This is a genomic window from Neisseria animalis, from assembly GCF_900636515.1.
Lineage (GTDB): Bacteria > Pseudomonadota > Gammaproteobacteria > Burkholderiales > Neisseriaceae > Neisseria > Neisseria animalis.
On the sequence record NZ_LR134287.1, the window covers coordinates 2,002,168 to 2,027,989 of the forward strand.

A 25,822-nucleotide genomic window follows, 5' to 3' on the forward strand; every position below is an offset into this window, starting at 1 on the left:
TACCCTGCCGCACATGACCATGACCGACACTCAACAACGGGTAGCCATGGGCTACATCAAAGGCGTTTTCGGCATTAAAGGCTGGGTAAAAATTGCAGCCTCAACCGAATACAGCGACAGCTTGCTGGACTACCCCGAGTGGCTGCTAAGCAAAGACGGAAAAACCCTGAGCGTATCAGTGGAAGCCGGCAAAGTCGTCAGCGGCGAACTGCAAGTCAAATTCAAAGGGATTGAAGACCGCGACCGTGCATTTTCCCTGCGCGGCTACACCATCGAAATCCCGCGCGAAGCATTTGCTCCTGCCGAGGAAGATGAATACTACTGGGCAGACTTGGTCGGCATGCAGGTTGCAAATACAGACGGCATCGTCCTCGGCGAAGTCAAAAACCTGATGGAAACCGGCGCGCACGACGTATTGGTTATTGAAGGCGAATACGGTCAAAAACTGATTCCCTTCGTTTCGCAATATATCGAAAACGTCGACAACGACAATCGAACCATTACCGCGGACTGGGGCTTGGATTACTGATGTTTATCCAAAGCATTACCCTGTTTCCGGAAATGTTCGACAGCATTACCGAATACGGCGTTGTCGGCCGTGCCCGCAAACAGGGATTATGGCAGTTTCAAGCCATCAACCCGCGTCGTTTTGCCGACAACAAACTCGGCTACATCGACAAACCGCCGTTCGGTGGCGGACCGGGCATGATTATGCAGGCTCCACCCCTTCAAGCTGCGATTGATGAAGCCAAGCAAGCCTGCCAAGGCAAAGCGAAAGTTATCTATCTCAGCCCCCAAGGCAAACCGCTTACCCATCAGAAAGCAGCAGAGCTGGCCGCCGAAACCGATTTGATTCTGCTGTGCGGTCGGTATGAGGGCATAGACGAACGCCTGCTGCAAAGCAGTGTGGACGAAGAAATCAGTATCGGCGATTTTGTCGTTTCCGGCGGCGAGCTGCCCGCCATGATGCTGATGGACGCAGTATTGCGGCTCGTACCCGGTGTATTGGGCGATATGCAGTCGGCACTGGAAGATTCTTTTTCAGACGGCCTTTTAGACTGCCCCCACTACACCAAACCTTTAGAGTTTCAAGGCATGGGCGTACCCGAAGTTTTACGTTCGGGCAATCATGCCTTAATTGCGGAGTGGCGCTTGAAACAATCGCTGCAACGCACCCTGACGCGCCGACCCGATTTATTGGCAAAGCGCACGTTAATCCCAAAGGAATCCCGCCTCTTACAGGAAATCCTGTCCGAACAGGACAACTTGGCAGAGCAACGGGAAATCCAATCATAATTTAGGAAAAACAATGAATCTGATCCAACAATTAGAGCAAGAAGAAATTGCTCGCCTGAACAAAGACATTCCCGAATTTGCTCCGGGCGACACCGTAGTCGTATCCGTACGCGTAGTAGAGGGCAACCGCAGCCGTCTGCAAGCATACGAAGGCGTGGTAATTGCCCGCCGCAACCGTGGTCTGAACAGCAACTTCATCGTGCGTAAAATCTCCAGCGGCGAAGGCGTTGAGCGTACTTTCCAACTGTACTCTCCAAACGTAGAGAAAATCGAAGTGAAACGCCGTGGTGACGTACGTCGTGCCAAACTGTACTACCTGCGCGGCCTGACCGGTAAAGCAGCCCGTATTAAAGAAAAACTGCCTGCCCGTAAAGGTTAATTTACATCAGGCTGAAACCCGCTTTCCCAAGCGGGTTTTTCGTTGTATGGCCGTCTGCTTTTTCCCTCCTCGCTTTGCTGCCGTTTTACAGACGGCCTGTTCCGAAAACACAGCCGTCCGCCATACAACCGCTTCCATTTACATGCAGAAACGGCATAAGCAATACGATAAATGCGGCAACGCTGTACATCAAGCCAAACCGAACACCATCAAAAAGTATAGTCATTTAAAATAAGAATGATACGGCGTTGCTTTGCCTTGCCGTACTATGTGTACTGTCTGCGGCTTCGCTGCCTTGTCTCATTCTTATTTTATTCGACTATAAAACGTCATACCGCAAACAATCAGCAGCATGGCAAAACACAACCATGCCGTATTACTTTCATTTCACATGGCCGCACCTCAAAAACAAAACGGCACCTCCCAAACCGCCGACTGGCGCATTTAAAAACAATACCGACTTGGTTTTTCAGCCTTTTCACTATAAAATGATTTTTTACGCTTGAGCGATTATTCTCCATGAAATGCCCTTTCTGCCAAAACAGCACCACCCAAGTGACAGACTCGCGCCAACTGGAAGATGTCAACAGCATCCGCCGCCGCCGCCGCTGCCCCTCGTGCGGACAGCGTTTCAGCACCTTTGAAACGGTAGAAATGCGTATGCCCCAAGTCGTCAAGAGCAACGGTACCCGCGTACCGTTCAATCCGCACAAGCTGTACACCAGCCTTGCCCGTGCGCTGCATAAACGTCCCGTTTCGCCCGACACCATCGAAGAAACCGTAGCATTAATTGAATTGCGCCTGTACCAGCTCGGCAAAAAAGAAGTGCCGTCGCAGTTGGTCGGCGAAATGGCAATGCAAGAGCTGGCGAAAATCGACCAAGTAGCCTATGTGCGCTTCGCTTCTGTTTACAAAAGTTTTAATGACGTTTCCGAATTTACCCAAGCCATCGCCACGCTGCCTCAAGCACAATCCAAATCCGAAAAGGCCGTCTGAAATGTTTGACGATAACGACAGATTAATGATGCAAAACGCCCTGAGCCTCGCTTGGCAAGGGCGTTTTTCCACTTCTCCCAACCCCCGGGTCGGCTGCGTGATTGCACACGGCAGTCAGATTGTCGGTCAAGGTTTCCATGTCCGCGCCGGGGAGCCGCACGCCGAAGTCCACGCATTGCGGCAGGCAGGTGCAGCCGCAAAAGACGCAACCGCTTATGTAACGCTCGAACCGTGCAGCCACTACGGACGAACCCCGCCCTGTGCCGAAGCCTTGGTACATTCAGGCATCTCTCGTGTTGTGGCCGCCATGACCGATCCCAATCCCCTTGTTGCCGGAAAAGGTTTGGCCATGCTGCACGCAGCAGGTATCCAAATCGAGAGCGGCCTGCTGGAGCAGGAAGCACGGATACTCAACCGGGGATTCTTATCGCGCATCGAACGCAGACGGCCTTTTATCCGCCTCAAATGCGCCGCCAGTTTGGACGGCAAAACCGCGCTTGCAGACGGCAGCAGCCAATGGATTACCGGCCAAGCGGCGCGGCACGACGTACAAATCCTGCGTGCCGAAAGCTGCGCGGTGCTGACCGGTATCGGTACGGTATTGGCCGACAATCCGCGCTTGAACGTACGCGCATTCCCCACCTTGCGCCAGCCTGCCCGCGTGATTTTGGACAGCAAACTGCAAACACCGCCGGAGAGTCATGTCGTAACAGACGGCAGCAGCCCTACCATTATTGCTACCTTAGTGGACGATGAAAACCGCCACCGCAGTTATCTTGCCCATTCCCATGTCCGCATCATCAGGCCGTCTGCAAACCGGCACGGTCAAATCGATCTGCACGACTTGCTCGGCAAGCTGGCGGAGCTGGGTTTCGGCGAAGTCATGGTCGAGGCCGGTGCGATACTGACTTCGGCCTTCATTGCTGAAGATTTGGCCGATGAAATCATACTGTATCAAGCACCGAAAATCTTAGGCAATCCGGGGCGCGGCCTGCTTACTTTGCCGGAAAATCCCAGCGCGCTGACACAATCTGCACCTTGGCATACCGCTGCCGTAGAAACCGTGGGCAACGATGTCAAATGGACTTTGCAGCGTATGTAAATATCCGCTGTAAGCCGTCTGCAAAACCGCGTACAATAGCGTAACTTTTCCTTTTGGCGATAAAACCATGAAACACGCAACCCTCCGCAAATTTACCGACCAAACCGCCACCATAGGCATTGTCGGCTTAGGCTATGTCGGGCTGCCGTTAATGTTGCGTTATACCGATGTCGGCTTCCGTGTTTTAGGATTCGACATCGATACGGAAAAAGTCGGCAAACTCAACCGCGGCGAAAGCTATATCGAGCATATTTCCGCTGCCAAAATCGCCGCCGCCCGACAAAAGCTGTTTGAAGCCACCACCGACTTTACCCGCATTGCCGAAGCCGATGCGGTGATTTTGTGCGTACCAACCCCGCTGAACAAATACCGCGAGCCGGACATGAGCTTCGTTATCCGAACCGTCGAAGCGATTCAGCCACACCTCAAAGCCGGCCAAGTCATCTCCTTAGAATCAACCACCTACCCCGGTACTACCGAAGAAGAGCTGCTGCCGCGCGTAGAAGCAGACGGCTTGGTTGTCGGCAAAGATGTTTTTCTGGTGTACTCGCCCGAACGCGAAGACCCGGGCAACCCGAATTTTGAAACCCGCACCATTCCCAAAGTCATCGGCGGCCATACGCCTGCCTGTCTGGAAGTCGGCATTGCGCTGTATCAGCCTGCCATCGACCGTGTCGTGCCCGTCAGCTCCACCAAAGCCGCCGAACTGACCAAACTGCTGGAAAATATCCACCGCGCCGTCAACATCGGCTTGGTCAACGAAATGAAAATCGTGGCGGATAAAATGGGCATCGACATTCACGAAGTCATCAATGCCGCCGCAACCAAACCGTTCGGCTTTGTCCCTTACTATCCCGGCCCCGGCTTGGGCGGACACTGCATTCCCATCGACCCGTTTTACCTGACATGGAAGGCACGGGAATACGGTGTCAACACCCGCTTCATCGAGCTGGCGGGCGAAGTGAACTCCGCCATGCCCGATTACGTTATCGGCAAAGTATCGCTGGCCTTAAACGAACACAAGCGGTCGTTAAAAGGTAGCAAAGTTTTGGTTTTGGGCATTGCCTACAAGAAAAACGTGGACGATATGCGCGAAAGCCCCTCGGTGGAAGTCATGGAGCGGCTGGCCAAACTGGGAGCGGATATTTCCTACTCCGACCCTCATGTGCCCGTATTCCCCAATCTGCCCGGCCATACGCATTTCAAGCTGCAAAGCGAAGTGTTGACCGCAGAAAGCATTGCGGCATTTGACTGCATCGTGCTGACCACCGACCACGACAAATTCGATTATCCGCTGATTCTGCAGCACGCCGCCCTCATCATCGACACGCGCGGACGCTTTCCTGCAACGGCTTCCAATGTAGTCAAAGCATAAAGTACGCAAACAAAGCCGTCTGCAAAATGATTACCTTACGCAAAATCGCCGGTTACGCACTCGGTCCTGTCGGCGGTGCGGCATTGGGGCTGGTTTCCCTGCCTCTGATGTCGTGGTATTTCTCCGCCGAAGACATCGGCCGCATGATATTGCTGCAAACTGCCGCCGCCTTGCTGCTGATTATTTCGGGTTTGGGTTCGGATCAGGCATATATCCGCGAATACCACAATGCCGCCGACAAAGCCTCGCTGCTGAAATCGCTGGCCGCCGTACCGCTGCTGCTCGTTGTATTGATGTTGCTCCTTGCCGCCGGCACCGCTGCGCCGCAACTTGCCATGCTGCTGTTCGGGCTGCCCGATTTTGGTTTGGGCATCATGCTGATCGTGTTTTTCGCCCTTGTTCTGCCCATGCGCTACGGCGGGCTGATTTTGCGTATGCAGGAAAAAGCATGGTTGTTTTCCGTCAGCCAACTGCTGCCCAAACTGTTGCTGCTGTTGCTGACAGCATTTTGCCTGTTGGCAGGGATTCGGGCGGATACCTCGGTTTTGATGGCACTCTTGCTTGCTGCACAAATATCCGGTGCCGCCGTTTTACTGTACCAAACCCGCCGCGAAACTGCCGCCGCCCTTGCCTCAAGCTGGCAGCGTGCTGTTTTTGCAGACGGCATACGCTACGGCATTCCGCTGGTTTTCAGCTATCTTGCCTACTGGGGTTTTACTTCTGCCGACCGTTTCGCCCTGCAACATTTCGGCAGCTTGGCAGAACTCGGTATTTATTCGATGGCCGTCAGCGTCGGGGCGGTTGCTTTAGTGTTTCAAAGCGTATTTTCCACCATTTGGGCGCCCATGGTGTTCGAGTGGGTAGAAAAGGGCATCCATCTGGATAAAATCAGTCCGGTTGCGCTCGACATGACCCGTCTGATTACCGCCCTTGTCTGCATCACCGGCCTGTTGTCGCCTCTGGCAGCGTGGGTTTTGCCACCGCAATATGCCGATGTGCAATTTATCCTGCTCTGCTGTATGCTGTTTCCGCTGTTTTATACCCTGACCGAAGCCAGCGGTATCGGCCTGAACGTCGTGCGCCGTACGGGATTGCTGTCTTTGGTTTCGCTGGCGGCATTAGTGTGCAACGGCCTGCTGCTGGCATGGCTTGTTCCCGCTTGGGGTGCAAAAGGCGCGGCTGTCTCGACCGCCGTATCGTTTTGGCTGTTTTCCGTACTCAGAACCGAACTTTCCTCACGCTTGTGGCAAAATCTGCCGCGCCGGAAAATATACACCCACACACTGTTCTGCCTGCTGCTCTGCCTAAGCTATACCATATGGGGCACACCCGAAAACTATCCGCTGTTTGCCCTGATTTGGCTGGCCGTATTGTCCGCCCTGTATCTGGCCAACCGCCGCCGCTTGTCCGCACTGACCGCCGAATTGAAAGGCCGTCTGCAAAACCGCTGATTGCTATGCATATATTGATTATTCCGTCTTGGTATCCGCAAAGCCCCACCGATGTAAACGGTATTTTCTTCCGTTTGCAGGCACAAGCATTGCAGCGTGCGGGACACAAAGTCGGCGTAATCGCCGGACACTTCCGCTCGCTCAGGCAAGGCATCGTACCGGTATTGTCCGGCCGTTACGGCATCGAACACTTTACCGAACAAAACGTCCCGACCTACATCTACCACCATACCGCCTTTTTTCCGCGCCTGCCCCCGGAACAGCGCGCATGGTTGAAAGCCGGGCGCAAACTGTTTGAGCGTTATACCGCCGAACACGGAATGCCCGATATTCTGCACGCCCATTGCATCAATCAGGGCGGCATCATGGCTGCCGACATCAGCCGCCGCCACGGCATTCCCTATATCGTTACCGAACACAGCAGCACCTATGCCCGCGGCATGATACGCAGCTGGCAGCGTCCGTCGATGTATCAGGCCGCCCAAGGCGCGTCGGCACGGCTTGCCGTCAGCCGCCACTTCGCGCAACTGCTGGAGCGCGAATACCCGGGATTGGACTGGGCATACCTGCCCAACCTGCTCGCGCCGCATTTTGAACAAGAACCGCCCGCCCCGCGCCCGGCCGATAATGCAGACGGCTTTACCTTCTGCACGGTTGCCCATCTGAACCCCAATAAAGGTTTCGATATCCTGCTGCAAGCCTTCGCCACGGCAAAACAGCAACGCCCCGCACTAAAACTCGACATCGGCGGCGGCGGTGCCATGTTAGGCCGTCTGCAAAATCTGTCGGCACAACTCGGCCTGCAAGACAGCGTGCGTTTTCTCGGAGCAATGAGTCATCAGGAAGTTTTGACCCTTATGCGGCAAAGCCATGCTTTCGTGTCGTCCAGCCATATCGAAACCTTCGGCGTGGTACTGATTGAAGCCTTATCGCAAGGTCTGCCCGTAGTCGCCACACGCAGCGGCGGGCCGGAATCCATCGTCCGCCCCGACAACGGCATCTTGGCAGAATGCGGCAACCCCGAATCCCTTGCCCGAGCCATGATTGCCCTGTACGACCGCCGCAGCCGCTACCCCGCCGACCTCCTGCGCCGCCAAACGCTGGCAGAATTTGGCGAAGCCGCCGTGATTGGCCGTCTGCAAACCATTTTACAGACGGCCTCCGGCAAATCCCAACCCGTGGCGGAATACGCCGAATCAACGCAAACAAGAGAAAAACCGTGAAAATTGTTTTAACCACTTCCATGTCAGGCTTGGGCGGTACGGAAAACGCCACGTTCCGCTTGGGCAGACTGCTGCAAAGCCGCGGCCACGACATCATTCTGGCTTCTTCAGACGGCCCGCTGATTGAAGAAGCGCAAAGTCTGGGTATCCGATGGCGCAACATCGATTTTTATCAGGGTGGCACGTTCGGCTACCTGAAAAGCACGTTGGCATATTTGAAAATGCTCAAGCAAGAGCAGCCCGACATCGTCCACTGCCAAATGGCGCGGATTGTCCCCGCCTGCGCCATTGCCGCCAAACTCGCCTCCCCCGCCACCAAAGTGTTCTACCACTCGCGCGGCCTCGATCCTGAAACCTACCCGAAAATCGCCAAACTGTTCGACAAATTGGGCGTGTACATCATCGGCAACTGCCGGCACGAGCGCGACAAGCTGATACGCTACGGCTTCCCCGCCGAGCGCGTAACCTACACCTACAACGCCCTGCACCGCCCCGAAGGCAGCGCACACAAACCCCCTCGCAACGAAATCGTATTGGGTACTTTATCGCGTTTGGACAGCGTCCGCGCCGTACACCTGATGTTGGACATCTTCAAACAGCTTACCGATCTCAAGCTGCCTGTCCGCCTGCACATCGCCGGCATCGGTGAAGAATCGGACCGCCTCAAAGCACAAGCGGTACAGTTGGGCATCGACAGCAAAGTTACCTTCTTAGGCGGCGTGCGCGACTTAACCGCCTACTTCTCCGAAATCGATATTCTGGTCAACACGCCGCACTGTATCGGCGATCACGGTGCCGGCGTGGGCAATAATATTTTAGAAGCCGGCCTGTACGATACGCCCGTCGTTACCTACGACATGGCAGGCATTTCCGAGATGGTCGTCAACGGCCAAACCGGCTACTGCATACCGTTTGGCGAGAGCGGACAATTTATCGAAGCCGTCCGCACTTTGGTGGAAAACCCCGAACTGCGCCGCAAAATGGGGGCTGCCCTGCACCGCCACGTGACCGAACGCTGTTCGGACGATGAAATCTACCGCACCACTTTAGCCGCTTATGCCATGTAAGGCCGTCTGCAAAATGAATATCGCCATCGCTGCTCCTTTTTGCTCGCTGCCGTCCGAACCGCATTTCAACCGGTTTTGGTATCTGGCCACGCTGTTGGCGCAAACGCACAACGTCCTGCTGATTACCAGCAATTTCCGGCATTACGACAAAACGTTCAGACGGCCTGAAGATGCCGAAGCTGCCTCCCAAGGCAATTTGAACGTTTTACTGCTGCCCGAAAGCGGCTATACCCGCAATGTTTCGCTGCGCCGTCTGTACAGCCACCGCGTATTCGTGCGCCATTTCCGCAACTGGCTGCAACACCAGCCCCAAGGTGCGTGGGACATCATCTACTCGGCTTATCCGCTGATTGCCACCAACCTGCTGCTGGGAGAGCACAAAACGCGTTTGGGCTGCAAACTGGTGCTGGACGTACAAGACGTATGGCCGGAATCTTTTTCATCGGTGATACCGCTGCTGAAAAAAATTCCCCACCGCCTGCTGCCGTTTGCCGCCCGCGCCGACCAAGCCTACAAAAATGCAGACGGCCTGATTGCCGTATCGCAAACCTATCTCGAGCGGGCGCGCGAAGCCAATCCCGACGTACCGGCCGAAGCAGTATTCATCGGCGCGGATTTTCCCAAGCTCGAAGCCGCACCCGCCCGAACGTTCGACGGCGGCAAAATCCGTTTTTTCTACCTCGGCACATTAAGTTTCAGCTATGATGTGGAAACCGTATGCAGGGGCATTTTACAGTTGCACCGGGAAGGCGCGGCGGTCGAGCTGCATATTCTCGGCGGCGGCCCCGATGAAGCGCGGTTGAAACAATATGAAAGCGAAGCCGTCTGCTTTTACGGCTACCTGCCCTATGCTGAAATGATGTCGGTTGCCAAAGGTTGCGATATTGCCGTCAACCCGATACACGCCCACGCCATGCAGTCGGTTACCAACAAACTGTCCGACTATATGGCCTTACAAAAGCCGGTGTTGAACAGCCAGACCGATGCTGAAGCCGTCCGCCTGCTGTCGCTCCTGCCCCACGAACATTACCGCTCCGGCAATGTGGAAGATTTTGTACGCGCCGCACGCCGCCTGATGCCGCGCCACCGAGAAAAAGCAGACGGCCGACAAGTGGAAAACCTGTTCAAACGCGATATTTCCTACCGAAAAATCATCTCGCTGATAGAAAGCCTGAACCGTGAATAATGTTCTCAAACGCCTGTTTGACATCATCGTTTCCGCAACCGCGCTGTTGCTGCTTGCCCCGCTGATGCTGATACTGGCCTGCCTGATTTACCAAAAACTGGGCAGCCCCGTACTGTTTGTACAGGAACGCCCCGGCAAAGGCGGCAGACCGTTTAAAATGTACAAATTCCGTTCCATGCGCGATGCATTCGATGCAGACGGCACACCGCTGCCGGACGGAGAACGTCTGACAGCGTTCGGCAAAAAACTGCGTGCCGCCAGCTTGGACGAACTGCCCGAATTGTGGAATGTTTTAAAAGGCGACATGAGTCTGGTCGGCCCCCGTCCGCTGCTGACTGCCTACCTGCCGCTGTACAGCCGCTTTCAGGCGCGCCGCCACGAAGTCAAACCCGGCATTACCGGCTGGGCGCAGGTCAACGGCCGCAACGCGATTTCGTGGGACGAAAAATTTGCGCTCGACGTATGGTACGTTGATAACCGCAGCCTGCTGCTCGACTTGAAAATCCTGCTGCTGACCGTTAAAAAAGTCTTTGCCCGCGAGGGTATTTCCGCCACCGGCGAAGCCACCATGCCCGCGTTTACCGGAAACCGCCATGAAGAAAAATAATATCCTGATTTTATCCGCCGGACGGCGTGTCGAACTGCTGCAAGACTGCCGCCGCGAAGCCGCCCGTTTTGCAGACGGCATCAAAGTGCTGGCCACCGACCTCAATCCCGCTTTGTCGGCCGCCTGCCGCGTGGCCGACGGTGCATTTGCCGTGCCGCCGGTTGCTGCCGAAGACTATATCGACAGCATTTACCGCTTGGCCGTCCGTGAGCAGGTCGGCCTGATTATCCCAACAATCGACACCGAACTTGCCAAACTTGCCGCCGCCCGTTCCCGTTTTGCCGCCGACGGCATACACATCGCCGTATCCGATCTGCCGCTTGTCGCACAATGTCGGGACAAACGCCAAACCGCCACTTTGTTTGCCTCTTTCGGTATCGACTCTCCGAAAATTTATGCGCGGGACAACCTGCCCCTGCCCTGTTTCGCCAAACCCTACGATGGCAGCCGCGCCATCGGTGCCAAGCGGATTGACACCGCTGCCGAGCTCACGCCCGATCTGCTGGCCGACGAAAAAATGATGTTCTGCCAACTCATCGACCTTGAGCACGAGTTTGCCGAATTTACCGTCGATATGTATTACGACCGGCAAGGCCGTCTGAAGTGTGCCGTGCCGCGCGAACGCTTGGAAGTCCGCAACGGCGAAGTCAGCAAAGGCATCACGCGCAAAAACACCCTGTATGCCGCCCTGCTGGAAAAAATGTCAACCGTTCCCGGCGCGCGCGGCTGCCTGACCGCACAATTTTTCTGCCGCAGAAACGATGCTCTGTTTTACGGTGTGGAAATCAACCCCCGCTTCGGCGGCGGTTTTCCGCTCACTTATGCCGCAGGCGGCAACTATCTGAACTGGCTGATACAGGAATATCTTTACGATACCGATGTTCCGTTTTACGGACAATGGGAAGACAAGCTGATGATGTTGCGTTACGATGCCAAGGTGTTGGTACATGAACATGATTAAGCCGTCTGAAAGTGTGGTGGTGTTCGATTTGGACGACACGCTGTATGCCGAATACGATTACAAGCTGTCCGGCATTCGCGCCGTCTGCACCCTGATTGCCGAAACCCACCCGCAATTCGATGCGGAATCGCTGGCCGCTTCCATCCGCGCCGACCGTAACAACTGGCTGGACGAACTGTGCCGCTTATGCCGTCTGAATCATCATGAGCAGCAATCCCTGCTGTGGGCATACCGGCTGCACCGTCCGAACATCCGCCCTTATCTTCCTGCCGATGAATTTGTCCGCCTGACTGCCCCCTTTGCCGCGCGCGCACTGATTTCAGACGGCCGCAGCATTTCCCAACGCCTGAAACTGGCCGCTTTGGGATTATCCGCAGTCTTCGAGCATATTCTGATTTCCGAAGCGGAAGGTTCGGAAAAACCGCAGCCGGAACGCTTCGACTTTATCCGCCGCCATTACCCGCATTGCCGCTGGATTTACATCGGCGACAACATCAAAAAAGATTTCGTTACCCCCAATCGGCAAGGCTGGCTGACCATAGGGATACGGCCGCAACCGCACCATATCCACCTGTGCCACCCTTCCGACGCACCCCCCGACCATCTGCCGCAACTTTGGATAAACAGCTTATCCGAACTGCCCGACCTGCTGAATAGAGAAACATCATGCTGAATACCCGCCTGTCGCCTTGGCCGTCTTTTACCGCCGAAGAAGCCGAGGCCGTTTCCCGCGTTTTACTGTCCAACAAAGTCAATTACTGGACGGGTAGCGAGTGCCGCGAATTTGAACGCGAATTTGCCGCTTTCGCCGGTACGCAATATGCCGTAGCCGTCGCAAACGGTACGCTGGCATTGGATTTGGCACTCAAAGCCTTGGACATCGGCGCGGGAGATGATGTAATTGTTACACCGCGCACCTTTCTTGCTTCCGCCTCCGCCATCGTTACCGCCGGTGCCAATCCCGTCTTTGCCGATGTGGATTTAAACAGCCAAAACATCAGCGCGGCAAGCATCCGTGCCGCATTAACGCCCGCCACCAAAGCCGTCATCGTGGTTCATCTGGCCGGAATGCCGGCCGAAATGGACGAAATCATGGCACTCGCCGAGCAACACGGTTTGTGGGTCATCGAAGATTGCGCCCAAGCCCACGGCGCACGCTACCGGGGCAAATCCGTCGGCTCTGTCGGCCACATCGGCGCATGGTCGTTCTGCCAAGACAAAATCATGACCACCGGCGGCGAAGGCGGCATGGTGACCACCAACGATGAAAACCTGTGGCAGAAAATGTGGTCGTATAAAGATCACGGCAAAAGCTACGATGCCGTGTACCGCCGCGAACACGCCCCCGGTTTCCGCTGGCTGCACGAAAGTTTCGGCACAAACTGGCGCATGACCGAAATGCAGGCGGCAATCGGGCGTATCCAACTCAAGCGGATGTCACAATGGCTGAACCGCCGCCAAGCCAACGCCGCCGCTCTTGCTGCCACTTTGGCACGTTTCGACAGTATCCGCCTGCAACACGTTCCCGAGCATATCTGCCACGCGCAATATAAATTTTATGCCTTTGTGCGCCCGGAACGTCTGGCCGACGGCTGGAGCAGAGACCGCATCGTGAGCGAGTTGAACGAAGCAGGCGTACCCTGCTATCAGGGCAGTTGTGCCGAAGTTTATTTGGAAAAAGCCTTCGACAACACCCCATGGCGGCCTCAAAGCCGTCTGCAAAATGCGGTCGAACTGGGCGAAACCAGCCTGATGTTCTTGGTGCACCCGACTTTGACCGATGAGGAAATCGCGTTCTGTCAACAAGAGATTGCCAAGGTTCTGACGCGCGCCACCCGCACCTGAATTTGATGATACAACCCATTTTGCAGACGGCCTGAAACCCCGATACCGCAGCCGGAAACCGAATATATGGCTGCAAAATACGCTTTTGACGCCGAAAGGCCGTCTGCACATTCCGCACACAAACCGATATGATTTTGGAACACCTGCTTGCCCTGCCGCGCACCGCCAAGAAAGTCTTGTTTGTCGGCCACGACATCATGATGATTTTCGCCGCGTTCTGGTTTACCCAGCGTTTGAAGGCAGACTATTACCAAGAATGGAGCGATCCGGCCAACTGGCTGGCATTCGCCGCTACGGTTGTCCCGACACTGCTGGTCTTTATGCGCTTGGGGCTGTACCGGGCTGTGATCCGTTATCTCAATATGCGCGTACTGGCGGTTGCAGTGGCCGGCAGTTTATCATCCACCGTATTCTTCTTTCTCAGCGTTCTGTATTTCGAGCAGCTCCGGCTGGCTTTGCCTGTCGTGTATTTCGTCTTGCTGCTGGTACTTACAAGCGGCTCGCGCCTGCTGCTGCGTGCCGTTTTGGCAGAGCGGCGCGGCCACTCCGTACCCGTTTTGATTTACGGTGCGGGCAAATCAGGTCGCCAGCTTTCGGAAGCCCTCCGCCAGAATGCCGCCTACCGCCCCGCCGCCTTTATTGACGATGCGCCGGACAACCGCCACATCAATATCCGTGATTTGACCGTTTATCCGCCGTCCGAAATCGGGCGGCTGGTGCAAAAATACGGTATCCGCAAAATCCTGCTCGCCCTGCCGCACACCGCTGCCGACAAGCGCGCCGCCATTATCCGCAGTCTCGAACCTTACGGCTGCGAAGTGCTGACCATTCCGGCGGTAAACGATTGGATAGGCGGGAAAATCAGCGCCGGTTCGCTGCAGAAAATCTCCGTCTCCGATTTGCTCGGCAGAGCCAGCGTTGCCCCCGTGCCCGAACTGATGCGCGCCGACATCAGCGGCAAAACCGTGATGGTTACCGGTGCGGGCGGCTCTATCGGCGCGGAATTGTGCCGCCAGATTGTGCAACAGCAGCCCGACCGCTTGGTGTTGTTCGAGCTGTCGGAATTTGCACTTTACAACATCGAACGCGAATTATCGGAATTTCAAACGGCCTCGGGCGGCCAAACCGAAATTCTGCCTCTGCTCGGCTCCGTGCAGGACGAAGGCCGTCTGCATCAGATTATGGCTGCTTTCCGTGTCGATACCGTTTACCATGCCGCCGCCTACAAACACGTTCCCTTGGTCGAATTGAATACCGTAGAAGGCATACGCAACAATATTTGGGGTACGCTCCACTGCGCCCGTGCCGCCCGCGCCGCCGGTGTAACCACATTCGTGCTGATTTCCACCGACAAAGCCGTCCGCCCCACCAATACCATGGGCGCCAGCAAGCGCATGGCCGAGTTGGTTTTACAGGCGATGGCGGCGGAACCCGGGCAAACCACCCGCTTCTGTATGGTACGTTTCGGCAATGTTTTGGGTTCGTCGGGATCGGTTGTTCCTCTGTTTGAGCAGCAAATCTCACGAGGCGGCCCGATTACCCTGACACACCCCGACATCACCCGTTATTTCATGACCATACCCGAAGCCGCCCAACTGGTCATACAGGCAGGCGCGATGGGCAAAGGCGGCGATGTATTCGTACTCGACATGGGCGAGCCTGTCCGCATCATGGATTTGGCCGAACAAATGATCAGATTGAGCGGCATGAAACTGAAAAACAGCCAACACCCCGAAGGCGACATCGAAATCCGTATCAGCGGTTTGCGCCCCGGCGAAAAACTCTACGAAGAACTGCTTATCGGAGACAATGTCAGCCCGACCGGCCACCCGCGCATTTTAACCGCCAACGAAACCATGCTTCCCGCCGCCGAGTTGGGCAGCCTGCTCGAACGCATCGACACCGCCTGCCGCCAAGCCGACCAAGCCGCACTGCGCGCACTGCTTTTGGAAGCACCCACCGGTTTTGCACCGAAAGACGGCATCTGTGATTTACTTTGGCAGCAAAAGGCCGTCTGAAAAACAGGCATTTTGCAGACGGCCTTTTATCGTTATCACACGGAATCAAACCGACCGCAAAGCCGCATACAGTACAAAAAATACAAACAATACGGCTCGGCAGCCCGGCCGCGCGCCAACGGCTTGGTTCAGCCTTTGCTTTGAGCAAGGCGCAACCGCGCTGTATCATGCCGTGTGAAACCATCATATCCTTTGAACATCACGGATTGAATATCATTGGCCGCATGGCCGGCGATAGAATCCAATCCTACCGTTTTCCCTGCTACCGCCATGAACCTGCATTTCCTGCTTTCCGCCGCCCTCGCCTTTTTGTCCGTTACCGCCCATGCCGCGCACGGCTTGAGCTTGGGGCAGCCGCTGCAATATGCGGCAGACTTTCAGGCTTTCCGTTATGTCAATCCCAACGCTCCCAAAGGCGGCACGTTCACCCTGCCTGCCGCCGGAAGTTTCGATACGCTGAACCCGTTTACCCTCAAAGGCGACCACGAGGTCGGCATTACCATGCTGACTTTGGATACGCTGCTGGAAAAAAGCTGGGACGAGCCGTTTGCCATGTACGGGCTGCTGGCACAAGATGTCCGCGTGGCGGCAGACGGCCTGTCAGTAACATTCACCCTCAACCCCAAAGCAACATTCCACAACGGCGACCCCGTATTGGCAAAAGACGTTGCCGCATCGTTCCGCACGCTGACCGCCGACCCTGCTGCGGCACCGATGTATAAATTCTACTGGGGCGATGTCTCCAAAGTGGAAACCCCGTCTCCCCGCACCGTTGTGTTCCGTTTCAAACAGCGCAATTCCGAACTGCCGCTGATTCTGGGCGAACTGCCGGTGTTTTCCCATAAAAGCTATCCGCAAGATCTGGCGGCCGCGGCCAATACCCTGCCCATCGGTTCCGGCCCTTACCGTTTTGCCAAAGCCGAAAGCGGCCGGTTAAGCGAATACCGCCGCGACCCGCACTATTGGGCGCAAAACCTGCCCACGCGCAAAGGACGTTACAACTTCGATACCGTCCGCTTCCGCTATTACAAAGACGACAGCGTCCGTATCGAAGGCATCAAGGGCGGCCGGTATGACTTCATGCAGGAAAATGTCGCGCGAAACTGGGAGCGCGCCTATCCCGACAGCGCATTGCACAAACGCCATCTCTCCAAACACGAATGGGCGCACCGCAACACCGCCGGTATGCAGGGTTTTGTGATGAACACGCGCAAACCGCCGTTCGACAATATCCTTGTACGCCGCGCGATGGTGGAAAGTTTCGACTTTGAAACCGTCAACAGCCGTCTGTTTTACGGTTCATACCGCCGCAGCAACAGCTTTTTTACCAACAGCACGCTGGCTGCTGCCGGCAAACCGCAGGGCGCGGAGCTTGCTCTGTTGAACACGTTGAAACCGCAACTGCCGCCGCAAGTGTTCGACGAAAAAGTCCCCGAACCGCCGCAAACCAATCCCGCTTCAGGTGTCCGCCCCAACCTGCTCAAAGCGCGCGCGCTGCTGGAGCAGGCAGGCTACCGCTACCATCAAGGCATACTGAAGGATAAAAACGGCAAACCGCTGACCTTTGAATTTTTATCGCCAAGCAAAACCTACGAACGTGTTACCGCCAAATGGCAGCGCGATTTGGCAAAACTCGGCATTAAAATGACCGTCCGCATCGCCGATCCCGCCGTTTACCAAAAACGCATGAACGGTTTTGATTTCGACATGACCATCACCGTCTATGCCAACAGCAACAGCCCGGGCAACGAGCAAGCCGTGTATTTCGGTTGCGAGGCCGCCAAAACAGACGGCAGCCGCAACTGGGCGGGCGTGTGCAACCCTGCTGTTGAAAAGCTGCTCAAGCGTTTCGAGCATTTCAACAGCCGCGCCGAGCTGGAAACCGCTGCCCGCGCCCTCGACCGCGTGATCCGCCACCAATACATCATTGTACCGAACTGGTATGCCGATACATTCCGCGTCGTTTATCGCGACAACTTGGGCATTCCCGCCCGTATGCCCTTGTATTATTACCCGACCGAATGGGCATTAAGCAGCGGTTGGCGCAAAGCCCGTCCGTAACACGCAACCGCTCCATTCAGAAGCTGTCGCCCTGTTTGGGAAGGTGTGGCAATCAAAGAACAAAAAGGCCGTCTGCAAAATACGATATTTTGTCCATCGTATTTTACAGACGGCCTTTTCAGCATTTTATAGTCGAATAAAATAAGAATGAGACAAGGCAGCGAAGCCGCAGACAGTACACATAGTACGGCAAGGCAAAGCAACGCTGTATCATTCTTATTTTAAATGACTATATCGGCAATCTGTCGGACTGCCGCCCGATTTCAATACCGCATCCGATTTGCCGACCGCGTGTTAACGCAAACTGCTGACAATACCGTTCACACCGGCTGCTTCCGCCAAACGGTACAGCACTTCCTGCGGCATATCGTTGTGCCACAGGCGCGTAATATTGGCGATAACCGGCAAATGGGTCACACGGCGCACCCGCACGATAGCGTCCGTATCCAAACGATAAGCGTGTTCCGGCTCAAAACTGAGCGTACCGGCTTCACCCAAAATAATATGGCGGTTGCCGCGCAGGGCAATATGTTCCGCCGCCACCAGCCAATCATCGGCGCGGTGGTGTTTGTCTTTGCACAACACCACCGGCGTATTCAGACGGCCTACTTCGTCCTGAAGCGCGCGGTTGCTCATCAACTCCCCGCCCAAATACAAAATATCCGCCTCCGCATTCAAAGCCGCCTCAATCTGGCGCACATCACGGATACGCACCAGCACCGGCTTGCCCGCCTCATGCAGCCGCACAATATCCGCCTTCATTGCCTCGGTTTGCGCCTTCTCGCTGCTGGTATCCACTTCCGCATAAGGGCGGACCGACAAATAAAACGGATCGAGAAACACCGCGTCCGCACGATCCGCACGGCTGTCGTGTGCAGCAATGTCCAGCATACGGTCTGCACCGAAGGCCACCCCGCGGACTTGAATCACGCTGTTTTCCGCTTGGCTTTCGCGGCTGATGATTTTCCAATCGTTCAACACACGCACCACCCGCTCTACCCCGGGCAGATTTTCCAAATCATTCGGGCTGAACACACGCTCGTCGCCCACCGCACCGATAATCGTCCGCTCTTCGCCGCGTGAAATATGCTCCTGCAAGCCGCGGCTGCGGATAAAATCCACGACACCGCCCACCGCCGCATCACCCGCCTGCTTCTGCATCACAATAATCATGTTTGTTCCTTTTCAAGCAATGCGCCGATATTAACACACTTCCTTATGCTCAGGCCGTCTGCAAACCGGTTTTGCAGACGGCCTTTAACAGCAAAACAAGGCCGTCTGCGGTTTTTCTTTGCCTTCTTTGTTAAACAATCATCAATTTATCCTGATTAATTTCAATAAGTTAAAAAGAAATCTGAAAATCAGCCGCCCAATACTGTTGACAAGTTCAAACACAATCTCTAAAATACGCAGCTTATCGGGTCGTTAGCTCAGTCGGTAGAGCAGCGGACTTTTAATCCGTTGGTCGAAGGTTCGAATCCTTCACGACCCACCAGATATTCAAAAAAGCCCAAACGAAAGTTTGGGCTTTTTTGTTTATTCGTATTTAAAACGGCGATACCGCGTATTTATAGTCGAATAAAATAAGAATGAGACAAGGCAGCGAAGCCGCAGACAGTACACATAGTACGGCAAGGCAAAGCAACGATGTATCATTCTTATTTTAAATGACTATACAACGCGATACCGCCGTACTCCAGTTTATCCGCTGTCAGTCCATCATCTTTTTGCCCAAAATCAGAATATCGGCCGGACTGCCGTCCAAATCGCAGACTTGCGGCAATCTGCCCCACTCCTGAAAACCTTCCCGATAAAACAAGCGCAAGCTGGCATGGTTGTGTGCAAAAATAACCGCCAGAATATTGCGTATGCCCAAAGACGGCGCGCGTTCCAGCATATCGCGCAACAATATCCCACCCACGCCGACACCGCGCATATCGCGGCGGACATAAATACTGATTTCGGCGCTGATATGATAGGCACGGCGCGGATAATAGTCGCTGAAACTGCCCCAGCCCAAGATTTCCCCCGCTTGATTTTTCAACACCAGCAGCGGCCGTTTGCCGCCATGCGCGTCAAACCAAGCCTGCCTATCCGCCACGCTGACCGCTTCCAAATCGGCAGTCGATTGCCGCGATGCAACCGTACTGTTGTAAATCTCAACGATGGACGGCAAATCCTGCTGTTTTGCTTCCGCGATAACATACTGCATTTTGCAGACGGCCTTTCTTCACAGCCATACAGACGGCAAACCACTTTCATGCCGTCTGTATTTTAAGGGTAACATCTTTTACTGAATCAGTTTCGATACAGTTTTGAATGCCGGATGCTTGGCATCTCCCAGCAGTTGGAACAATACGCTTTCGCTGTTGGAAACCACCGCCCCGGCATCGCGCATTTGCTGCAAGGCATTGGCTTTATTGTCGGGGTGGCGCGAGGTCGTACAGTCAAACGGCACATACACCGCCAAACCTTTTGCCCGCAAGTCCAAAACGGTTTGCAGCATACAAACGTGTGCTTCCGCACCCAGCAAAATCACATTCCGGATATTTTTTGCTGCCAACACCGCTGCCACTTCGTCGATCACAGCGGAAAAACGCGTTTTCTCAAATACCGGCGCATCACCCAACAGCAACTGCACCGCCGCCGTTGTTTTACCCAGACCTTTCGGGTATTGCTCGGTTGCGACAAGCGGTACGCCCAAAGCCTGCAATCCTTGCAGCACAATGCGGCTGCGCTCGACCATTTTCTCCGCTTCATAGAGCGCGGGCAACAAACGCTCCTGAATATCCACAACAATACACAAAGTATTTTCACTGTTCATTCTTTTCTCCTTTTTTGATGATTGTTCAGGCTTCCGGCAGGCGAATCATCCAAACGGCTACCGCGGCACAACATATACTGACTGCCGCCGGAATATGCCAAGCATCAAGATGCCAAAACAGAAAGCCGCAGGATAAAGTCATCATGCCGACTGCCAGAATTTTAGCGCGGCGCGGTACGGCGCGATTGCGCTGCCAGTTTTGCACCATCGGCCCGAAATAATGATGCCGGTACAGCCAGCGGTGGAAACGCGGCGAGGCTTTCGCCCAACACGCGGCGGCCAGCAGCACAAACGGCGTTGTCGGCAATACGGGCAGAAAAATACCGATAATGCCCAAAGCCAAGGCCAATGAGCCGCAACACCAGAAAAAATAACGGACCAGCATGGTCAAAACCTACTCTTGTCCCGCATGAAACGGGCAGCGCGGAATCTCCAGCTTGTCCCACCCTTCTTTACCCATGCGCTCCAGCAATTCGATATTGCGCCCGAAAATCGCTTCCGCATCAGGAAAAGCCTCGGCCGCCTTAGCAATGCTGTCTTCCCTGATTAAGTGCAGCGTAGGATACGGACTGCGGTTGGTATAGTTGCCGATGTCCTCTGCTTCCGTACCCTCAAATTGAAAATCAGGGTGAAACGGCGCAACCTGTATGACTCCCTCCAAGCCGTTATCCGATACCGCTTGGTCGGCAAGGTCGAGCATATCGTTAAACTGCAGAAAGTCTCCGAACAATGCAGGGTGTACCAACAGTGTGGTTTCCAACTCTTCCGGCGGCGTACTGCCCAATAATTGCAGCTCGCGGTCAAGATCTTCCAAAAATCCGTCCAAATGGCGGGCTTGGCTGACGGCAATCCGCACCAGATTTTTCACATACGGCGCTTTGGCAAACGGACAAAGATTCAGCCCGATAACGGCTTTTTCCAGCCATTGGCGGGTATGCTCGGTAACAATGGTTTGATCAGGCTGTGTCATATCCTACTCTGCTTAAAAATTATGCCCAAGTATAACAAAAACCCAAGCCGTCCGAACATCTTGCCCTTCACAACCCAAACAGCCGCATAATCCTACCGCCTGCGGTTTGCAGCCTGATTCGCGGCAACGGGTTTACTTGGCAAAAGCAGCATCGTCCACTTCGATTATTGTCCATGCGACTGCCTCGCAGTATTCGGATTGCGCCGTAATGGGCGATACTGCTTGGCTTGGAAGGCATATCCATGCCGTCTTCAATCATGCCCTCAATCTGGAAGGCTTCGGCAAGGCACGCATCGGCAACAGCAGCCTTTTCAGTATCGCCCGACGGGATAGCAGCCCGGCAAATCGGGAATCATGACACCATAATTGCCCTTGCCTTCGTCTCAATATAAAGCGGCCGGGTAATAAATCATCATCAACCTTTCCCGACAGGGCGGCGGGAGAACCCCCTTAGGCGGAACTCTTAAAGGATTGGTTGCAACTTGCCCCTATTCCGTTCAAACACCAATTTTGCAGACGGCCTGATAACAGCCCAAAGCCTGATTTTGCCGCACTCAAGCAGTATAGGCCGTCTGCAAATGCGGCAATGAAAATTTGATCTTGTCGGGAAAGGCAGTATAGAAAATCCCGTGCAGAACGCCGCCAATGTTTGCCTTTATCCTGCTTAAACACCAATTTTGCAGACGGCCTGATAACAGCCAAAAGCCTGATTTGACCGCATACAAGCAGCGCAGGCCGTCTGCAAATACGCAATCAGCGTTTGATACCGCTCAAACGTGCCCAACCTTCTTCAATTTGCGCCGGTTCGATGTCGAACCATTGTCCGTAGATTTCGCTCAATTCTCCGACCTGTTCGTCCAGCAGACCCGACAAGACAATGCGGCCGCCGGTTTTGGTACGCGCCGCCAGCATTTCGCCGAGCATACGCAGCGGGTTGGCGAGGATGTTTGCAACGACAACGTCAAACTGCCCTGCAGGCAGGCCGTCGGGCAGGAAGAAGCGGGCTTGGACATTGTTTTGCGCGGCATTGTCGTTGCTGGCGCGGATAGCCTGCTCGTCAATGTCCACACCGGTGGCGGAACCTGCGCCGAGTTTGAGTGCGGCAATCGCTAAAATGCCGGAGCCGCAGCCGTAATCGAGCACGCTTTCGCCGCCTTTAATCCCGCTGTCGAGCCATTGCAGGCACAGACGGGTGGTCGGGTGGCTGCCGGTGCCGAAGGCAAGACCGGGGTCGAGTTGCAGGTTGACAGCGTTGCCATCGGGCGCGTCGTGCCAAGACGGGGTAATCCACAGGCGGTCGGAAATCTGTATCGGGTCGAACTGGGCTTGTGTGAGGCGTACCCAGTCCTGATCCGGCAGGATGTCGTTACTGTATTCCGGATTCTGAAGGCCGCATATTTCGGCGGCGGCGGCAACGACGGCAGCGGCATCGTCGTGTTCGCCCAACAGCGCGACTACCTTGCTTTGTTGCCAGACTTGCTCTGCCGGCATACCCGGCTCGCCGAAAATGGCCTGCTCGTTTTCCGTACCGGCGTAAGCATCTTCGATGGCCGCCGAAAGTGCTCCGCACTCCATGAGTGCATCGGCCAAGCCTTCGGCGATGGAGTCGCTGACTGAGATGGTGATTTGTTGGTATGACATAAAAACTTTCTGAAAATGGGCAAGGTATGCAAAAACACCCTTGCCGGATAAAACATTCTTTAAAATGAAGCCGTATCCGCCCCGCCGTCTGAAAAGTTTTTCCCTTCGGTGCAGAGCAAGGAGAGCAGCTTGTCTTTTATAGTCGAATAAAATAAGAATGAGACAAGGCAGCGAAGCCGCAAACAGTACACATAGTACGGCAAGGCAAAGCAACGCTGTATCATTCTTATTTTAAATGACTATATATCGTGAATGAAAATAAAAAAGCTGAGGCGTTGGCTGCCCCTTGTTCAAAGAGGAGGTTTGGTCAAGCTACCGGGGCAAGTCAGCCCACCCGTACGCTTGTACGGTTTCCAACTTGCCAACTTGTCTCTTGCTGATGTCCATACACTATGTATCAGGGTATTTTAGCGGATAAAGTAAGGCTGAAAAAGCGGATTTCTCAATTTAAAGGCCGTCTGAACATGAGATTCAGACGGCCTTTAAGGTCGTTATCGGCGGGTAAGTCCTACTCAGCCAATTTTTCTTTGCGCGCTTCCAGCCAGTGTTCCAGATAGTGGATGCTCACGCCGCCTTCGGAAAAGCCGGGATCTTGGAACAAATCGCGGTGCAGCGGGGTGTTGGTTTTGATGCCGTTTACCGCCAGCTCCGCCAGTGCCACACGCATTTTTGCCATAGCCTGCTCGCGGTCTTTGCCGTGTACGCAGATTTTACCGATCAGGCTGTCGTAGTTGGGCGGAATGCGGTAGCCTTGGTAGATGTGGCTGTCCACGCGCACGCCCAAACCGCCCGGCAGGTGGCAGAATTCAATCAGGCCGGGGCTGGGGATAAAGTTGTACGGATCTTCGGCGTTGATGCGGCATTCAAATGCATGGCCTTCCAAAACAATATCGTCTTGCGTGTATTGCAGCGGCAGGCCGGCAGCCACGCGCAACTGTTCCTGCACGATGTCTACGCCGCTGATCAGCTCGGTAACAGGGTGTTCAACCTGTACGCGGGTGTTCATCTCGATAAAGAAAAACTCGCCGTCTTCATACAAAAATTCAAACGTACCCGCGCCGCGGTAGCCGATGCGTTTGCAGGCTTCCACGCAGGCTTCGCCGATTTTGGCGCGTTCTTCCGGCGTGATGCCCGGAGCGGGTGCTTCTTCGATGACTTTTTGGTGGCGGCGCTGCATCGAACAGTCGCGCTCGCCCAGATAAACCGCATTGCCGTGTTCGTCGGCCAAAACTTGGATTTCGACGTGCCGCGGGCGTTGCAGATAACGCTCCATATACACCATCGGATTGCCGAATGCGGCACCGGCTTCGGTTTTGGTCATTTCCACCGAGCGGATTAAATCTTCCCTTTTCTCTACCACGCGCATACCGCGGCCGCCGCCGCCGCCGGAGGCTTTGATGATGACGGGAAATCCGACCTTATCGGCAATTTTCAGAATCTCTTCTTCATCGTCGGGCAACGCACCGTCGGAACCGGGCACACAGGGCACGCCCGCTTCAATCATCGCGTGTTTTGCAGACACTTTGTCGCCCATCAGGCGGATGGTGTCGGCGCGCGGGCCGATAAAGATAAAGCCGGATTCTTCCACCTGTTCGGCGAAGTCGGCTCGTTCAGCCAAGAAGCCGTAACCGGGGTGAATGGCATCGGCACCGGTTACTTCGGCGGCGGCAATCAGCGCGGGAATGTGCAGATAACTTTGCGGAGAAGGTGCAGGGCCGATGCAGACGGATTCGTCTGCCAGTCTGACATGGAGGCTGTCTTTATCTGCCTCGGAGTGTACGGCAACGGTAGCAATGCCCATTTCACGGCAGGCACGCAGCACGCGCAGGGCGATTTCGCCGCGGTTGGCAATCAATACTTTTTTCAACATGATGGTTTTCCTGTGTTTTCAGACGGCATTACCGGCATCAGGCCGTCTGAAAAGTTTATACTTCAAATGTTCCATAAAAATTTCAGACGGCTTGAACCTGCCGTCTGAAACGGAATTATTCGATGATAAACAGCGGCTCGCCATACTCGACCGGCTGGCCGTTTTCCACCAAAATTTCTTTTACCACACCTGAAGTTTCCGCTTCGATTTCGTTCATCAGCTTCATGGCTTCGATGATGCACAAAGTGTCGCCGGCCTTAACAGTTTGACCCACTTCCACAAATACCGGAGAACTCGGGCTGGGTGCACGGTAAAACGTACCGACCATCGGTGATTTTTGCGCCTTGCTCAAATCGCGTACCGCCGGAGCAGCCGCTTCAGGAGCCGCCGCAGCAGCTGCCGGTGCGGCAGCCGGAGCAGATGCGGCAACGGCCGGAGCCGGAGCTGTATAAACCGTTTGAGCGGTGGCGCGGGTAATACGCACTTTCTCTTCGCCCTCGGTTACTTCGATTTCGGCAATGCCCGACTCTTCAACCAAATCAATCAGTTTTTTTAATTTGCGCAAATCCATTTTGTAGTCCTTTCCGAAACAGCGGAAGTGCCGTATTCAGCTTTTAATAGTTACCGCAGACAATGAAACACCTGTATTGTCTGTTGCCGCCGCCCGCAAAATCAAATATACAGACGGCATATAATCTCCATATTCCGACACGAAAACCTGACAATCAGTCGGATTTAAGCAGGCTATTTTCCCGAACTTGCCGACAAATGTCTAGCAAAATCTGGCAAAAAACTGCTTTTAAGCAAAAATTGCCGGATTTTGCCCGAAGCATGCAAAGTATGCCAAAAATAAGAGTATTTATTCTAATTTATTGGTTTGACACTCAAACAGGCCGTCTGCAAAAAACAAAATTGCGTATAATACGTCTGTTTTGATACCCCGCAACGAC

The 25,822-nt window shown here is 54.7% G+C and carries 25 protein-coding genes and 1 tRNA gene; 18 read left to right on the top strand and 8 right to left on the bottom strand.

The window, feature by feature from the left end; all coding sequences use genetic code 11:
* The first annotated feature begins 19 nt into the window (after positions 1 to 19).
* From rimM to EL111_RS09380, 16 genes are all read left to right on the top strand, one after another.
* Positions 20 to 529, top strand: a complete 510-nt coding sequence (gene rimM / locus EL111_RS09305; RefSeq protein WP_123795024.1) for a ribosome maturation factor RimM — start codon at positions 20 to 22, stop codon at positions 527 to 529.
* Complete coding sequence (trmD, locus tag EL111_RS09310; protein ID WP_123795025.1) at positions 529 to 1,296, top strand: tRNA (guanosine(37)-N1)-methyltransferase TrmD; 768 nt, start codon at positions 529 to 531, stop codon at positions 1,294 to 1,296. The genes rimM and trmD overlap by 1 nt, the downstream gene beginning before the upstream one ends.
* Before the next feature lie 13 nt (positions 1,297 to 1,309).
* On the top strand, positions 1,310 to 1,675 hold the full coding sequence (rplS, locus tag EL111_RS09315; protein ID WP_066078375.1) for a 50S ribosomal protein L19: 366 nt from the start codon (positions 1,310 to 1,312) through the stop codon (positions 1,673 to 1,675).
* Positions 1,676 to 2,194: 519 nt separating this feature from the next.
* The gene (nrdR, locus tag EL111_RS09320; RefSeq protein WP_123795026.1) at positions 2,195 to 2,671 is read left to right on the top strand and encodes a transcriptional regulator NrdR; all 477 of its coding nucleotides are present in this window, start codon (positions 2,195 to 2,197) and stop codon (positions 2,669 to 2,671) included.
* A 1-nt stretch (position 2,672) separates the two neighbouring features.
* A complete protein-coding gene (ribD, locus tag EL111_RS09325) occupies positions 2,673 to 3,773 on the top strand; it encodes a bifunctional diaminohydroxyphosphoribosylaminopyrimidine deaminase/5-amino-6-(5-phosphoribosylamino)uracil reductase RibD (RefSeq protein WP_123795027.1) in 1,101 nt (366 codons plus the stop codon).
* A 67-nt stretch (positions 3,774 to 3,840) separates the two neighbouring features.
* On the top strand, positions 3,841 to 5,148 hold the full coding sequence (locus EL111_RS09330; protein ID WP_123795028.1) for a nucleotide sugar dehydrogenase: 1,308 nt from the start codon (positions 3,841 to 3,843) through the stop codon (positions 5,146 to 5,148).
* 26 nt (positions 5,149 to 5,174) lie between these two features.
* Positions 5,175 to 6,599, top strand: coding sequence for a lipopolysaccharide biosynthesis protein (locus EL111_RS09335; RefSeq protein ID WP_231998382.1), 1,425 nt, complete (start codon positions 5,175 to 5,177; stop codon positions 6,597 to 6,599).
* A 5-nt stretch (positions 6,600 to 6,604) separates the two neighbouring features.
* Positions 6,605 to 7,822: a glycosyltransferase gene (locus EL111_RS09340; protein WP_123795029.1), complete on the top strand. Its 1,218-nt coding sequence runs from the start codon at positions 6,605 to 6,607 to the stop codon at positions 7,820 to 7,822.
* Entirely contained in the window at positions 7,819 to 8,889 is a 1,071-nt protein-coding gene (locus EL111_RS09345; protein ID WP_123795030.1) for a glycosyltransferase family 4 protein, read from the top strand. The genes EL111_RS09340 and EL111_RS09345 overlap by 4 nt, the downstream gene beginning before the upstream one ends.
* Before the next feature lie 13 nt (positions 8,890 to 8,902).
* Positions 8,903 to 10,075 (top strand): glycosyltransferase, encoded by a 1,173-nt coding sequence (locus tag EL111_RS09350; protein ID WP_123795031.1) that lies wholly within the window; start codon positions 8,903 to 8,905, stop codon positions 10,073 to 10,075.
* The gene (locus EL111_RS09355) at positions 10,068 to 10,682 is read left to right on the top strand and encodes a sugar transferase (RefSeq protein WP_123795032.1); all 615 of its coding nucleotides are present in this window, start codon (positions 10,068 to 10,070) and stop codon (positions 10,680 to 10,682) included. Before EL111_RS09350 ends, EL111_RS09355 begins: the two co-directional genes overlap by 8 nt.
* Positions 10,669 to 11,643: an ATP-grasp domain-containing protein gene (locus EL111_RS09360; protein WP_123795033.1), complete on the top strand. Its 975-nt coding sequence runs from the start codon at positions 10,669 to 10,671 to the stop codon at positions 11,641 to 11,643. The genes EL111_RS09355 and EL111_RS09360 overlap by 14 nt, the downstream gene beginning before the upstream one ends.
* A complete protein-coding gene (locus EL111_RS09365) occupies positions 11,630 to 12,316 on the top strand; it encodes an HAD family hydrolase (protein ID WP_162842962.1) in 687 nt (228 codons plus the stop codon). Before EL111_RS09360 ends, EL111_RS09365 begins: the two co-directional genes overlap by 14 nt.
* Entirely contained in the window at positions 12,310 to 13,488 is a 1,179-nt protein-coding gene (locus EL111_RS09370) for a DegT/DnrJ/EryC1/StrS family aminotransferase (protein ID WP_123795034.1), read from the top strand. The genes EL111_RS09365 and EL111_RS09370 overlap by 7 nt, the downstream gene beginning before the upstream one ends.
* A gap of 128 nt (positions 13,489 to 13,616) precedes the next feature.
* Complete coding sequence (locus EL111_RS09375; protein ID WP_123795035.1) at positions 13,617 to 15,506, top strand: polysaccharide biosynthesis protein; 1,890 nt, start codon at positions 13,617 to 13,619, stop codon at positions 15,504 to 15,506.
* 270 nt (positions 15,507 to 15,776) lie between these two features.
* A complete protein-coding gene (locus EL111_RS09380) occupies positions 15,777 to 17,567 on the top strand; it encodes an extracellular solute-binding protein (RefSeq protein ID WP_123795152.1) in 1,791 nt (596 codons plus the stop codon).
* Positions 17,568 to 17,861: 294 nt separating this feature from the next.
* Here the strand turns inward: EL111_RS09380 and EL111_RS09385 are convergent, their stop codons facing one another.
* The gene (locus tag EL111_RS09385) at positions 17,862 to 18,740 is read right to left on the bottom strand and encodes a chorismate mutase (RefSeq protein WP_123795036.1); all 879 of its coding nucleotides are present in this window, start codon (positions 18,738 to 18,740) and stop codon (positions 17,862 to 17,864) included.
* A gap of 246 nt (positions 18,741 to 18,986) precedes the next feature.
* Between EL111_RS09385 and EL111_RS09390 the strand changes: the two genes are divergently transcribed.
* Positions 18,987 to 19,062: transfer RNA gene (locus EL111_RS09390), tRNA-Lys, on the top strand.
* 216 nt (positions 19,063 to 19,278) lie between these two features.
* On the opposite strand, the gene EL111_RS09395 is transcribed toward EL111_RS09390, so the two are convergent.
* From EL111_RS09395 to EL111_RS09410, 4 genes are all read right to left on the bottom strand, one after another.
* The gene (locus tag EL111_RS09395) at positions 19,279 to 19,779 is read right to left on the bottom strand and encodes a GNAT family N-acetyltransferase (RefSeq protein WP_123795037.1); all 501 of its coding nucleotides are present in this window, start codon (positions 19,777 to 19,779) and stop codon (positions 19,279 to 19,281) included.
* A 78-nt stretch (positions 19,780 to 19,857) separates the two neighbouring features.
* A complete protein-coding gene (locus EL111_RS09400) occupies positions 19,858 to 20,391 on the bottom strand; it encodes an isochorismatase family protein (RefSeq protein WP_123795038.1) in 534 nt (177 codons plus the stop codon).
* A 25-nt stretch (positions 20,392 to 20,416) separates the two neighbouring features.
* Positions 20,417 to 20,773, bottom strand: coding sequence for a YbaN family protein (locus EL111_RS09405; RefSeq protein WP_162842967.1), 357 nt, complete (start codon positions 20,771 to 20,773; stop codon positions 20,417 to 20,419).
* A 12-nt stretch (positions 20,774 to 20,785) separates the two neighbouring features.
* A complete protein-coding gene (locus EL111_RS09410; RefSeq protein ID WP_123795040.1) occupies positions 20,786 to 21,361 on the bottom strand; it encodes a DUF1415 domain-containing protein in 576 nt (191 codons plus the stop codon).
* Between the two features lie 136 nt (positions 21,362 to 21,497).
* Here EL111_RS09410 and EL111_RS09415 point away from each other — a divergent pair, with 136 nt between their 5' ends.
* Positions 21,498 to 21,719, top strand: coding sequence for a hypothetical protein (locus EL111_RS09415; protein ID WP_123795041.1), 222 nt, complete (start codon positions 21,498 to 21,500; stop codon positions 21,717 to 21,719).
* A gap of 395 nt (positions 21,720 to 22,114) precedes the next feature.
* Here the strand turns inward: EL111_RS09415 and prmA are convergent, their stop codons facing one another.
* The 3 genes from prmA to accB all read right to left on the bottom strand — a co-directional run bounded on the left by prmA (position 22,115) and on the right by accB (position 25,443).
* Positions 22,115 to 23,002, bottom strand: coding sequence for a 50S ribosomal protein L11 methyltransferase (gene prmA / locus EL111_RS09420; protein WP_123795042.1), 888 nt, complete (start codon positions 23,000 to 23,002; stop codon positions 22,115 to 22,117).
* A 508-nt stretch (positions 23,003 to 23,510) separates the two neighbouring features.
* Positions 23,511 to 24,872, bottom strand: coding sequence for an acetyl-CoA carboxylase biotin carboxylase subunit (gene accC, locus EL111_RS09425; RefSeq protein ID WP_123795043.1), 1,362 nt, complete (start codon positions 24,870 to 24,872; stop codon positions 23,511 to 23,513).
* Positions 24,873 to 24,987: 115 nt separating this feature from the next.
* On the bottom strand, positions 24,988 to 25,443 hold the full coding sequence (accB, locus tag EL111_RS09430) for an acetyl-CoA carboxylase biotin carboxyl carrier protein (RefSeq protein ID WP_123795044.1): 456 nt from the start codon (positions 25,441 to 25,443) through the stop codon (positions 24,988 to 24,990).
* Positions 25,444 to 25,822: the final 379 nt, after the last annotated feature.